Raw genomic sequence first — 12,610 nt, forward strand, 5'->3', positions numbered from 1 at the left:
GGGATCAACCCGCACGCCTCCGGGCCTCCGCGAGACGCCGGTCCAGTGACCGCACCGCCCCGCGGAACGCGTGCCCCAGCCCCGGCCGCGCCAGGCCGAGCGCGAGTCGTACCGGCGCCGGGGCGTCCACGGCCACCGTCCACCGGACGATCGTGCCGCTCCCGGTGGGGATGAGCAGCCAGTCCTCCAACAGGGCGCGCAGACCCGGCGCGTTCGTCTCATCGGTCCGATAGGCGTACCGCGTCACGGGCTCCGCCGCTATCACCGTCTCGAGGAACCGGCCCCCGCCCCGCAGCAGGACCTCCCGGCCCGCCCGGCCTTCCCGCTCCACCGGCCGCGCCCACGTCACCGCGCGGAACCACTGCGGCCACGCCTCCACCTCGGCGGCCAGCGCGCGGTAGACCTCCCCGGGCGCCGCGGCCGCGTGGGCGGCGAAGACCAGTCGCAGGGGTGCGGTCTCGGTGAAGTCCAGCCCCACGGGTCGGAGTCCGTGCGCCATCGCAATACACCCCCGGCGGGGTCGGCTGATCGAGCGGGCGCCGTACACCCTAGTCCGCGCGCCGCGGGATGTCTGCGGCGCCGTGCATGGGTGTCATCGAGCTCCGCGGCTCGCCGACGAGGTGCGGCGGGGCTTTCGGCCCCGACCGGTTCGGTGCGGGCGGGACGAAGCCTGACGGGGCTGCCCGAGCCCGTGCCCTCAGATGTCGGTGACGTCGCCGGAAGGGCCCGCGACTACCAGCTCCGGAAGCCGCTCGGAGATCTCCGCGCGTGCCGTGGCCGGCAGCCCCGCGTCCGTCACCAACGCGTCGACCTCCTCCAGGGTGGCGAAGGAGCTCAGACCCACCGTGCCCCACTTGGTGTGGTCCGCGAGCACCACGACCCGCCGGGCGGACCGCACGAAGTGCCGGTTGGTCTCGGACTCCGCGAGATTGGGCGTCGACAGACCCGCTTCCGGGGATATGCCGTGCACCCCGATGAACAGCACATCGAAGTGCAGCGAGCGGATGGCAGCGTCCGCCACCGGCCCCACCAGCGTGTCCGACGGCGTCCGCACACCGCCCGTCAGCACCACCGTCGCCGCGCCCGGACGGGCCGCGGGGCCGACGGCCGTCATCGACCGCTGGGCGCTGTGGAAGACATCGGCGACCCGGACCGAGTTGGTCACCACCGTCAGATCCGGGACCTCGACCAACTGCTGCGCTAGCGCGAACACCGTCGTCCCACCGGCCAGGGCGATCGCACTGCCCGGCGCGGCCATCCTCGCCGCCGCCCGCGCGATGTCCTCCTTGGCGCTCAGCTCCAGGGTCGACTTCGCCTCGAAACCGGGCTCGTGCGTGGTCGCCTCCGCGACCGGCACCGCGCCGCCGTGCACCTTCTCCACGGCACCCTGCCGGGCCAGCGCGTCCAGGTCGCGACGGACCGTCATGTCCGAGACGTTGAGCTTGCGCGTCAGCTCGTTGACCCGCACACCGCCACGCCGTCTGACCTCGTCGAGGATCAGGGCGCGCCGCTGTTCCGCCAGGAGATTCTGGTTGTCGCCCACCCGGCCCGTCCTTTCGATCAGCCGCCGCCGACGGTGCGCGCACATCCTCCCACGCGTATCCGACAGCGACACGTTCGCTGCGCTCGATCACGATTGCGCTTCGCTCCCCGCGGACGAGGTGTCGTCCGCGCCCGCCGGGACAATCCTTGGAGCGTGACACCACACCGGGATCGGGGGACACGGTGGCATCGACCGAACAACCGGACGCGAAGGAACAGACGGGCGGCCCGCTCGGCCGGACCGCCGGGGCGGACCGCCCCGACGCGGCGGTCACGCGCGCGCCCGCCGCGGAACCCGTGGACGTGGAGGCCGAGACCGATCCGTGCGCGGACGCGCGGCTCGCGCTGGAACTCCTCGTGCACGGCGTCGGCGGCGCCACCGCGCAGGGCATGCTGACCGACCCCCGCACCGACCGCGTCGCGGGCGACGACATCGCCGGCATCCACCGCCGCGTCGAGGACCGCGACGCGGAGGACCGGCCGCACGACTACCGCGAACAGCCGGTCCGCGAGGCGTACGTCTGGTCCAACCTCACCTCCGGCAACGGCACGCGCGCCCTGTGGCTGCTGCTCCTGCCCTTCATGGTCGTCAACCTCGCGCACTGGATGCGGCCCACGGCACGGGACCGCGGCAGGACCGTGCGGGTGTACGGCGTGCTGGTGCGCTTGATCGCGCTCAGTCTCACCGTGTTGCTCACCGCCGCCGTCTGCGAGGTCGCCCTCGATCTGACGGCGTGGCAGTGCGCGGGCACGCGCGCGTGCTCCGCGCAGAAGTCATGGCTCGGCTTCATGTCGGCCGGGCGCGGCGGCTGGTGGAGCGGGCCGGGACGCCGGCTCGCGCTCGCCGCCGTCATCCCCACCGCCTTGATCGCGACGCTGTGGTTGCTCTCCCACCGCACGTGGAGCGCGTACGAGTCCCAGCAGCCCACCGGCCGCACCGTCGTCGAGGGCGACCGGCGGGCGACCGGCCGCCCCGCCCTGTGCCTGCCGGGCTTCTGGTACGGCCGGCGGATCGTGGCCCGGCTGCGCGCCGCCCACACCGCGGCCGGGTTCCTGACCATCGCCGCCGTCCTCTGCCAGGCCTCCGGCCGCTACGACCGCCGCCCCGGCGGCAGCACCACGCTGGACACCGCGGGCTGGGCGCTCGACGCGGCGCTGGCGGCCGCCGCCGGATGCGTGGTCCTCGTGGTCTGCCGCCGGGGCCGCAGCGAGAACAGGGCCGACGACACCCTCGACCGCTTCACCACGCGGCTGCTGCCCGGCACCGCCCTCGCCCTCCTGCTGCTCGCCGCCCTGCACACGGCATGGAGCCGGCCCGGCTGGACCTCCGACGGCATGCTGCCCGGAAACAGGACGTTCGGCCTGATCGCCCTCACCCAAGGCGCCCTGGTCGTCCTGCTGTCGCTCGCCGCCCTGCGCCTGCACCGCGCAGCCCCCGTCGAACGGACCCCGCTGCGCGGCCTCGCCGGTCCCGCCGTCGCGATGCTCGCCTGCGCGCTGGGCGGCGTCATGGCCGGCGGCGCGGCCCAGCGCATCGCCGACTGGCTCGACGGCGACGCGACCCCCGGCATGGGGGAGGGACCGATGCCCGGGCCCCCGGTGGTGCTCTCCTGGCAGGCGTCCGTCATCCCGGTGCTGCTCGCCGCGCTGCTCGTGCTGCTGCTCTACTTCGCCGCGCAGACCCTCGTGGTGCGCCGACGGCTGCTCCGCACGGTCCCCGACGGCTACCCCGGCGAGCGCCCCGACAACGCCCGTACGCGCACCATCGCGAGCGTCATCGCCCGCGCGGGACTCACCGACTCCGCCCCCTGGGTGCTCGGCGCGGTCTCCGCGCTGACCCTCCTCCTCGGTGGCTGCGCCGTGGCCGGCGCCTGGCTCACCAGCGATGTGCCCGGCCAGGCCGCCGAAGGCAGCCCCGGGGTCGTCGAGGACGGGGCACAGGCCGTGCAGGCCCTCGGCTCGTGGTTCGTGGGGGTGGGCTTCGTGCTGCTGCTCACGTGGGGCCGACGCGCCTACCGCGACCCCGCCGCCCGCCGCACCATCGGCATCCTCTGGGACGTCGGGACGTTCTGGCCGCGCGCCGCCCATCCCTTCGCACCCCCGTGCTACGCGGAGCGCGCCGTCCCCGACCTCACCTGGCGCATGCAGAGCTGGACCGAGCGCACCGGAGGCCGGCTCGTCATCTCCGGGCATTCCCAGGGCAGCGTCCTCGCGGCCGCCGCCGTCTGGCAACTCGACCCCGAAACCCGCCGGTGCGTGGCCCTGCTCACCTACGGCTCACCCATCGAGCGGCTCTACGGGCGCTGGTTCCCGGCGTACTTCGGCCCGGCCCAACTCACCGCGCTGCACGGCGAAATACACTGCTGGCGCAATCTGTGGCGGCTCACCGACCCCATCGGCGGCCCGATCCGCCTCCCGGAGGGCACGGGCACCGAGGTCGACTGCGGCCCCCTCAAGGACCCCCTGGCCTACGGGCGCACGGTCGACCACCCGCTGCCCGCGCCGATCCTCGGCCATTCCGACTATCAGACGGACCCCGCCTTCACCCAGGAGCGCACCATGCTGCTGGCCCGGCTGGCGATGTGGATGCCGACGCAGCCTCAGGGCAGCTCGGGCAGATCCTCCGGGTAGAGCAGGGTGAGGTCGTCGGTGCTCGGGTCGCGCAGCTGCGCGACCCGGCCCGCGTGCCGTTCGACCATCGCCTCGAAGGTCTGCCGGGCGGTCCGGCCGTTGCCGAACGCCGGCCCCTTCGGGATGGCCGTGAAATACGTGAGCAGCGCATCGGCGGCACCCTCGCCGATGCGGTACTCGTGCTCGTCCGCCTGCTGCTCCACGATCCGCAGCAGTTCCCGGGGCGTGTAGTCGCCGAAGGTGATGGTGCGTGAGAAGCGCGAGGCCACCCCGGGGTTGACGGTCAGGAAGCGTTCCATCTCGGCGGTGTACCCGGCGACGATCACCACGACCGCCTCCCGGTGGTCCTCCATCAGCTTCACCAGGGTGTCGATGGCCTCCCGGCCGAAGTCCCGGCCCGAGTCCTCCGGCGACAGGGCGTACGCCTCGTCGATGAACAGCACCCCGCCGCGCGCCCGGTCGAAGGCCTCCTGGGTGCGGATGGCGGTGGAGCCGATGTGCTCGCCGACCAGGTCCACCCGCGACACCTCCACCAGATGGCCGCGCTCCAGCACGCCCAGGGAGGCGAGGATCTCGCCGTAGAGGCGGGCCACCGTGGTCTTGCCGGTGCCGGGGGAGCCGGTGAAGACCAGATGCCGGCGGACGGAGGCGGCCTTGAGGCCCGCCTCCTGACGGCGCCGCCCGACCTCGATCATGTCGGTGAGCGCGCGGACCTCACGCTTGACGCTCTCCAGGCCCACCAGCGCGTCGAGTTCGCCCAGCACGGTCGTCGAGCCGCGGACGGACCCGGAGGCGCCGCCCGCGGGCCCGGACGCCTCGGGGGAGCGCTGCGCCGGCACCGCCACCCGCGGCACCGACGGGCGGACGGCCGGGGCGGTGGCCGCCGGCCCCGGCACCGCCCGCGAGACCCCCGCCAGCAGGACAGCGCTCTCGTCGCTCGTGCAGCCCTCGCTGACCGGGCCGTCCTCGGCGAACTGGTACCCACCGCGCGCGCACCGTTCCGTACGGCACCGGGTCAACGTCGTACGGCAGCCGTCGATGACATGGAAGCCGTAGCCGGCGCTGCCCGTCACCCGGCAGTCGTCGAACGTGCCCCGGCCGCCCGCCGACACGTAGAACCCCGCCTCCACCGGTGAACTCACCGTGCAGCCGAGGGCGGTGGGGTCGGCGCCCTTGGTGACGATGACACCGGTCGCCGTCGCGTCGAAGGTGCAGCCCGTCAGCGTGCCGCCGCTGCCGTGGTCACGGAACCAGGCCCCGGTCGCCGCCTCGCGGACGCGGCAGTCCTCGAGCTGCGCCGTCGCCCCGTCCCGCACCGAGACGGCGGTGTTGCGGACCTGGGAGAGGTCGCTGTCGACGACGTCGAGCCGCGAGCCGCGGTCCAGGACGAACAGCGCGTCCGGGACCTCGCGGACCCGGCAGGAGCCGAGCGCGGCGGTCGCGCCGTCACTCACCCACACGGCCGGATAGTCGCCCGTGCTGTCGCGGATCTCGCAGTCCTCCGCCTCCGCCCGCGTGCCCGGGTCCCACACCGACAGCCCGTTGCGCCCGAAGCGGCGCACCGTCGAGCGCGTCAGCGTCAGCACGGACCGCGAGCGCAGATCGACCCCGTTCTCCGGGACGTCGTGGATGTCGCAGCCGTCGAGGGCGAGCACCGCGTCGGTGTCGAGGACGACGCCGTCCCCGGACGTACGGTGCACCTGGCAGCCGGTGAGCCGGCCGGCGGCGCGCGCCGCCACCTGCACACCGGCACCCCTGATCTCGTACACCTCGCAGTCGACCGCGTCCAGGGTGCTGCCCTCGCCGGTCAGCGACAGGCCCGCGCCCGAGGTGTGATGGACCCGGCAGCGCTCCAGCCGCGGATGGCCACCGCCGTGCACGGCCACCCCCGACTGCCCCGCGGCCACCACCTCGCAGTCCTCGAACACGCCACCCGCGCCGTCCAGGACGCTGATGCCGATCCCGCCCGGGTTGTCGACCGCGCAGCGGCGCACGGTCGGCCGGGAGCCCCGGCCGCGCACCTCGATGCCCACCGCGGAACGGGTCGTGATCCGCAGGTCGGCCAGGTCCGGCGCCCCGTCCTCGACGACGAGGGCGGGCGCGGCCGAGTCCTGGCCCTCGATGTGCAGATCGATCACCGTCGCGGAGGCCCGGACGGTCAGGGCGACGCCCTCGGCCGGTGCGATCCGCACCGGCCCGACGGCTCCCTCGGCGCCGCGCAGGGTCACGTCCCGCGCGACGACCACGTTCTCCCGATAGGTGCCCGGCGCGATGAACAGCACGTCCCCGTCGGCGGCGGCCTCCAGTGCCGAGGCGAGACAGTCGTACTCTCCCGCACGCCGCCGCCACCGCGCCGTGCCGGTGTGCGTGACCTGGACCGACCCCTGTGCCATGGCGCTGCCGTGCCCCCACCTCGTACGTCGCGTGCGTTCCCCCGGGACGGATGCGTACCGGCCGCTCCCACCGTAGCGTGCGTGGGCCAAGGGAGTTGGCCCCTCCGCTCTACGTCCGCCCCACGTCCCCCCTCGTCAGCTCCCCGCGTCCGCCCGCCCCCAGGTGTGGCCGGCCCGCTCCCACGCGCGGTCCCATTGGGCGTACCTCCGCTGCAGGAGCCGCCATACGACCAGCCGACGGGCGATCTCCACCAGGCCACCGGTGCCGAGGGCGGCGCCGAAGCCGGCGAGCACCGCGTGGACGGCGGCGGTCCGGGGGGCCATGGGCCGGGCCGAGACCCGCCCGCGGTCGTCGGTCCACAGCGGGAAGCGGTCGCCGGGGCCGGTGCCCTGACGGACGGAGACCGTGCCGGAGCGCGCCGTGCCGTCCGGGCCCCGCCAGTGGGCGACGATCCGGTGGTACCCCTCACGGTCGGCGGCCGCGTCGTGATCGCTCTCCGTGGACCGCCCGCCCGGCACGGACCGCACGGCGGTCGCGCTCACCGGATGCCGGTGCCGGTGCTGTTCGCGGACGGTCTGCCGCAGTGCCTCGTGGGCCAGTGTGCCCGCGCTCCAGCCGACGGCCGGCCCCGCGAGCAGCGTCAGCAGCACCGCGACCACCCCCACCCAGGCCTCGAAGACATCGCTCCGGCGGCGCAGCGGGCTGCGCCGCCAGTGCCACGGACAGGTCGTCGCACGCACCATGCTCACCCCCTCACCCGTCCGTAGATACCTCACGCAGGGCATCGCATGCGGAGGAAGGCGGCGCGGGGCGCAAAATCACCCCCGGTGGACCACGATCGGGGCGGCGCGTTGACGTGCGGCGGGGGTGAAGGGCGGCTCAGTCGCGAAACGGGGGCGGGGACGATCCGGCCCGGCGGGGGCCCGGGCGGCTTCGGCCGGAGACGCTCAGTCGAGGACCTCGACGCTGTCACCGACCCGCAGCACCCCGGTGTGCTCCGGGACGAGGTTCTGCCCGAACACGAGCTTGTCGCCTGTCCGGCGGTGCCGGGCGAGTGTGCGCAGGGGCTCCTTGCCGCGCTCGGCGGTGCTCTGGTCGGTCGTCGTGATGACGCACCGGCCGCAGGGCTTGGCGACCCGGAAGGTCACGTCCCCGATCCGCACCCGCCGCCACTCGTCCTCGGCCCAGGGCGCGGTGTGGTCGACCACGACATTGGGCCGGAAGCGGTTCATGGGCAGCGGGCCCTCGGCCGCGTGGCCGCCCTGGGCGATCAGGGAATTGAGGGCGTCGAGCGAGGCGCTGGTGGTGAGCAGCAGCGGATAGCCGTCGGCGAAGCTCACGGTCTCGCCCGACCGGGAGAAGCGGGGATCGAGGGGGCGGCGGACCGCCGGCTCGTCCATGTGCACGAGCCGGGCCTCGCACCCGAGGTGCGCGCTGACCCACGCGTCGGCGGCGGCCCCCGCGGGCACCGTCTCGACCTTGTCCCCGAACAGCTCGACGGTGAACAGCTCGCCGGGCATGCCCACGGCGGGCACGGCCACGTCGAGCGGCTCGGCCCCGGCTGCGGTGAGCCGGATCCCGTCGCCCGGCAACGGGCGCGCGGCGGCCAGCGCGAGCCGCGGCTGCTGCCGCTGGGTGATCATCCGACCGTCGGGGTAGGCCAGCATCCACCTCCGGTCCCCGGCGAGCCCCCACGGCTCCACGGCCGCTTCGCCGGGGCCGTACCCCGCCATCGACTTGACCGGATAGCAGTGAACCGCATTCAGTACGGGCTTGGACATACGGTCATTTTGCCATCCGGGTCGGACAGTTGGGTGATCGGCCCGGCGGCCGGACCGATCGGTGCGGGTCGGTCAGTATCCGCCCTGGTTCGGGTACGGACGGTTGTACGGGTCCTCGTACGGCGCGGGCGCCGGGCGGGGCGTGACCGGGCGCATCGCCTCGTACCCCGCGGGACCCGCGACGCCCCCCGGGCGCTGCTGCTGGGCTTGCGGACCCGGGTAGCCGCGCGGCGCCGATGCCTGCTGGGGGATGTACGGCGCGGGAGCCTGCTGCAGCCCCGTCGGCTGCGGCGCGGACATCTGCTGGCCGTACTGCGGTGCCTGCGTGGCGTAACCGCCCTGCTGGCCCTGCGGCACCTGCTGCGCGGAGGGCCCGGAGGGCAGTGCCGGCAGGGCGGGCAGCGCCGGCTGCTGGCTGCCCATGTCGTACGGGGCGGACACCCGGATCGGCGCGATCTGCGGGGTGCCCCGCTCGGCGACGAGGCTGTCGTAGATGGGGGTGTCCGGGAACGACGACGCGGCGTAGTAGCCGCCGCCGTAGGTGCTGCGGGGGGAGGTCATAGCCCATAAGTTAAGCCCACGACCTGACCCCGGTCTACGGCAAGGTACCCGCGGTGCGCCTCTGACCTGCAAAGACGCAGATCGGGGCACAAGCGGCAGGGTGGGGCAGAAGTGAACCATTGGTCACCTGTGGCCGCCCATGCGCACGCCCATATCGCCGCGATACGGACGCTGCTGACGAGATGTCAGCCGCTGTCGGCGAAAAAGGACCTCAGGGTACGTTGGAACGATCCAGAGACTCAGCTCGTTCAGAGGGGTGGAGCATGGGGATGCTCAAAGGCACCAACGTCCGGATTCCGGCACCCGCGGTGCGGGTCGAGCTGGGCTGGCGATCGGGCCCCGGCGTGCCGGACGTCGACGCGTCCGCCCTGCTGCTGGCGGCCGGCAAGGTCCGCTCGGACGCGGACTTCGTCTTCTACAACCAAGCGGTGCACTCCTCCGGCGCGGTGCGGCACGAAGGCAAGCGCCCCGCCGGTGACGCGGTGACCGACACCCTCACCGTCGATCTCGCGGCCGTCGAGCCCGCGATCGAGACGGTGGTCCTCGCGGCCTCCGCCGACGGCGGCTCGTTCGGACAGGTGCCGGGGCTGCACATCCGGGTCTTCGACGCCGCGGGCGGCGCGGAACTGGCCCGCTTCGACAGCACGGACGCCACGGTCGAGACCGCCTTCGTGCTGGGGGAGCTGTACCGCCGGCAGGGCGAATGGAAGTTCCGGGCCGTGGGCCAGGGCTACGGCAGCGGCCTCGCGGGCCTGGCCACCGACTTCGGCATCAGCGTCGACGAGCCGCAGCCCGTGTCCGAGCGGCCCGCGCCCGTCACCCCGGCCCCGCCCGCGCAGCCCGTGCGGCAGCAGCCCGCCGCCCCCGCCCCGCAGGCCGCCCCGCCGCCTCCGCCCCAGCCCGTGCGGCTGACCAAGGTCACGCTCACCAAGGACGCCCCGGCCGTCTCCCTCACCAAGCAGGGCGGCACCTCCGGCGCGCTGCGGGTCAACCTCAACTGGCAGGTCCACAAGCAGTTCAAGAGCTGGGGCCAGAAGCTCGGCAAAGCCATGGCCCTCCACTCCGACCTGGACCTCGACCTCGGCGCGCTGTTCGAGCTGAGAGACGGCAGCAAGGGCGTGGTGCAGGCCCTCGGCAACTCCTTCGGCTCGCTGCACCAGCCGCCCTTCATCCACCTCGACGGGGACGACCGGACCGGTGCGTCGGCGGCCGGTGAGAACCTGACCGTCAACCTCGACCACATCGCCGACTTCCGGCGCATCCTGGTCTTCGTGACGATCTACGAGGGCGCCCGCAGCTTCGCCAACCTCAACGCCACCGTCACCCTCCAGCCGCAGCACGGCGCGCCCATCGACTTCTCCCTCGACGAGTGCACCGTGCCGTCCCCCGTCTGCGCGCTCGCCCTCATCACCAACAACGGCGGCGACCTCGTCGTCCAGCGCGAGGCCCGCTATCTGGTCCCGGACCGCGGCGTCAGCCCGCAGCGCACCCTCGACCGCGCGTACGGCTGGGGCATGAACTGGACGCCGGGCCGTAAGTGATCCACCAGGGGCTCAGGGCGCGGCCTCCGGGCGGGCGTACGTCCGCCCCTTCCAGGCCGCGCCCCGGCCCCGGTAGTGCTGCACCGCCGAGTCCAGGGTCATCAGCGTGTACAACGCCGCGGTGAACGGCAGCAGCGGCGCCGACCACAACGGCCGACGGTAGTAGCGCAGCATCGGTACGTACGTCCCCGTCATCACCGCCCACGCGGCCGCACCGACCACCAGCGGCACGGTCTCGCCGGTCAGCGCGCCCGCGACCACCGCCACCGGCGGGGCGAGGTACACGACCGCCAGCCCGACGACCGTGCCCGCCAGCACCAGGGGATGGTGTCGCAGCTGGGCGTAGGCGCTGCGCGAGACCATCCGCCACAGCCCGCCGAGGCCCTCGTACGGGCGGACGCTGTCCACCCGGTCCGCGAGCCCCAGCCAGATCCGGCCCCCCGACCGCTGGACCGCCCGTGCCAGGGACACGTCGTCGATCACCGCCTGCCGGATGGCGTCCGGCACGCCCGCCCGCCGTGCCGCCTCGGTCCGCAGGAGCACGCACCCGCCCGCGGCCGCCGCCGTCCGTGCCCGCGGGCGGTTGACCCAGCGGAACGGGAAGAGCTGCGCGAAGAAGTACACGAACGCCGGAACGATCAGCCGCTCCCAGAAGGCCGCCACCCGCAGTCTCGCCATCTGCGACACCAGGTCCAGCCCGCCCGAGTGCGCCGCCGCGACCAACTCCCGAAGACTGTCCGGCGCGTGCGCGATGTCCGCGTCCGTCAGCAGCAGATACTCGGCGTCGGTGCGGGAGCGCGCGAGCGCCATGCCGTGCCGTACCGCCCACAGCTTGCCGGTCCAGCCCGGCCCGGGCTCCCCGGGAGAGTCCACCGTCAGCGGCAGCCCGCCGCGCGCGGCCGCCAGGGCGCGGGCCAGCTCGCCCGTGCCGTCCGTACTGCCGTCGTCGACGAGGAAGATCTCGGCCCGCCCCGGATAGTCCTGCGCGAGCAGCGACGGCAGACTCGCCGGGAGCACCTCGGCCTCGTCCCGGGCCGGCACCACGATCGCGACCGACGGCCACCGCGCGGGCGGTGTGCGTTCCGGCAGCCTGACGTCCGTGCGCCAGAAGAAGCCCCGCCCCAGCAGCAGCCACACCCACGCGGCCAGGGAACCGACGGAGATCCAAGTCAGCGCGCTCATCCGCCGCAGTCTGCCGCACCGACGGCGCCCGCGCGGGTACCCCGGCGAATCCCGGGCGGGCCGTGTCCCGGGCACGGGACGACCGGCCCCGGCGGCCCGGGCCGTACGGTCCCGCAAGGGCGCTCGACCGCATCGATTAAAGTGACCGGGTGAAGATCGCGCTCATGGACTCCGGTAACGGCCTACTCGCGGCGGCCGCCGCCGTGCACCGGCTGCGGCCCGACGCCGATCTCGTCCTGTCCTCCGACCCCGACGGCATGCCGTGGGGACCGCGGACCCCCGAGGACGTCATCGAGCACGCCCTGGCCTGCGCCCGCGCCGCCGCCGCACACCGTCCCGACGCGCTCATCGTCGCCTGCAACACCGCGTCCGTGCACGCCCTCGTCGCGATACGGGCCGAACTGGAACCCGAGCTTCCGGTCATCGGGACCGTGCCCGCGATCAAGCCCGCGGCGGCGGGCGGAGGCCCGATCGCCATCTGGGCCACCCCGGCCACCACGGGCAGCCCCTACCAGCGCGGCCTGATCCGCGATTTCGCGTCCGGCGTCGAGGTGACCGAGGTGCCCTGCCCGGGGCTCGCCGACGCCGTGCAGCGGGCCGACGCGGATGCCGTCGACGCCGCGATCGCGGCGGCCGCCGCCCGCACGCCCCGCGAGGTAGGCGCCGTCGTCCTGGGCTGCACCCATTACGAACTCGTCGCCGAGCGTATTCGCGCGGCCGTCCGGCCCCCGTCGGCGCTCACCGGGCCCCCCGTCACCCTGCACGGTTCCGCCCTGGCCGTCGCCACCCAGGCGCTGCGCCGCATCGGAGCCTCGCCCGCCCCCGACGCCGAGCCGACGGGTGACCTGACCGTGCTGCTCAGCGGTCGCGAGGGGGCCCTGGAGCCCGCGTCGCTGACGTATCCGGAGGGGCGTTCGCTGACGGCGGCCCGTCCCGTACGTCCCTGAATACCCGATCAGGTCCCGTCCGCGCATGACC

Annotated in this window: 10 protein-coding genes; 3 read left to right on the plus strand and 7 right to left on the minus strand. The window is 74.3% G+C overall.

Translation table 11 applies throughout. From position 1 onward, the window contains the following. Nucleotides 1-4: 4 nt before the first annotated feature. A complete protein-coding gene (locus FHS38_RS05530; protein ID WP_184731359.1) occupies nt 5-499 on the minus strand; it encodes an SRPBCC family protein in 495 nt (164 codons plus the stop codon). Between the two features lie 198 nt (nt 500-697). Then, entirely contained in the window at nt 698-1,543 is an 846-nt protein-coding gene (locus FHS38_RS05535; protein WP_184731361.1) for a DeoR/GlpR family DNA-binding transcription regulator, read from the minus strand. A gap of 296 nt (nt 1,544-1,839) precedes the next feature. Between FHS38_RS05535 and FHS38_RS05540 the strand changes: the two genes are divergently transcribed. Next, complete coding sequence (locus tag FHS38_RS05540) at nt 1,840-4,173, plus strand: hypothetical protein (protein ID WP_311775268.1); 2,334 nt, start codon at nt 1,840-1,842, stop codon at nt 4,171-4,173. On the opposite strand, the gene FHS38_RS05545 is transcribed toward FHS38_RS05540, so the two are convergent. The 4 genes from FHS38_RS05545 to FHS38_RS05560 all read right to left on the minus strand — a co-directional run bounded on the left by FHS38_RS05545 (nt 4,143) and on the right by FHS38_RS05560 (nt 8,909). After that, the gene (locus FHS38_RS05545; RefSeq protein ID WP_184731363.1) at nt 4,143-6,566 is read right to left on the minus strand and encodes a right-handed parallel beta-helix repeat-containing protein; all 2,424 of its coding nucleotides are present in this window, start codon (nt 6,564-6,566) and stop codon (nt 4,143-4,145) included. The two genes, FHS38_RS05540 and FHS38_RS05545, sit on opposite strands and share 31 nt — an antisense overlap. 135 nt (nt 6,567-6,701) lie before the next feature. Next, entirely contained in the window at nt 6,702-7,310 is a 609-nt protein-coding gene (locus FHS38_RS05550; protein WP_184731366.1) for an Rv1733c family protein, read from the minus strand. A 204-nt stretch (nt 7,311-7,514) separates the two neighbouring features. Beyond that, nucleotides 7,515-8,348 carry an MOSC domain-containing protein gene (locus FHS38_RS05555; RefSeq protein ID WP_184731368.1) on the minus strand — a complete coding sequence of 278 codons (834 nt, stop codon included), beginning with the start codon at nt 8,346-8,348 and terminating at the stop codon, nt 7,515-7,517. A 72-nt stretch (nt 8,349-8,420) separates the two neighbouring features. Beyond that, a complete protein-coding gene (locus FHS38_RS05560; protein ID WP_184731370.1) occupies nt 8,421-8,909 on the minus strand; it encodes a DUF6643 family protein in 489 nt (162 codons plus the stop codon). Nucleotides 8,910-9,172: 263 nt separating this feature from the next. Here FHS38_RS05560 and FHS38_RS05565 point away from each other — a divergent pair, with 263 nt between their 5' ends. Then, entirely contained in the window at nt 9,173-10,450 is a 1,278-nt protein-coding gene (locus FHS38_RS05565; protein ID WP_184731372.1) for a TerD family protein, read from the plus strand. Between the two features lie 12 nt (nt 10,451-10,462). Here the strand turns inward: FHS38_RS05565 and FHS38_RS05570 are convergent, their stop codons facing one another. Then, nucleotides 10,463-11,632, minus strand: a complete 1,170-nt coding sequence (locus FHS38_RS05570) for a glycosyltransferase (protein WP_184731374.1) — start codon at nt 11,630-11,632, stop codon at nt 10,463-10,465. A 149-nt stretch (nt 11,633-11,781) separates the two neighbouring features. On the opposite strand from FHS38_RS05570, the gene FHS38_RS05575 reads away from it, so the two are divergent. Beyond that, nucleotides 11,782-12,579: a glutamate racemase gene (locus FHS38_RS05575; protein WP_184731376.1), complete on the plus strand. Its 798-nt coding sequence runs from the start codon at nt 11,782-11,784 to the stop codon at nt 12,577-12,579. Nucleotides 12,580-12,610: the final 31 nt, after the last annotated feature.

Origin of the sequence: Streptomyces netropsis (assembly GCF_014203545.1) — a bacterium.
In the GTDB taxonomy this organism is placed as follows: Bacteria; Actinomycetota; Actinomycetes; order Streptomycetales; family Streptomycetaceae; genus Streptomyces; species Streptomyces netropsis.

Excerpts from the sequence above, each read along its gene's own strand:
- FHS38_RS05555 (WP_184731368.1), bottom strand. The coding sequence starts at position 8,348 with ATGTCCAAGCCCGTACTGAATGCGGTTCACTGCTATCCGGTCAAGTCG.
- FHS38_RS05570 (WP_184731374.1), bottom strand. The coding sequence starts at position 11,632 with ATGAGCGCGCTGACTTGGATCTCCGTCGGTTCCCTGGCCGCGTGGGTG.
- FHS38_RS05565 (WP_184731372.1), top strand. The coding sequence starts at position 9,173 with ATGGGGATGCTCAAAGGCACCAACGTCCGGATTCCGGCACCCGCGGTG.
- FHS38_RS05550 (WP_184731366.1), bottom strand. The coding sequence starts at position 7,310 with ATGGTGCGTGCGACGACCTGTCCGTGGCACTGGCGGCGCAGCCCGCTG.
- FHS38_RS05560 (WP_184731370.1), bottom strand. The coding sequence starts at position 8,909 with ATGACCTCCCCCCGCAGCACCTACGGCGGCGGCTACTACGCCGCGTCG.
- FHS38_RS05545 (WP_184731363.1), bottom strand. The coding sequence starts at position 6,566 with ATGGCACAGGGGTCGGTCCAGGTCACGCACACCGGCACGGCGCGGTGG.
- FHS38_RS05530 (WP_184731359.1), bottom strand. The coding sequence starts at position 499 with ATGGCGCACGGACTCCGACCCGTGGGGCTGGACTTCACCGAGACCGCA.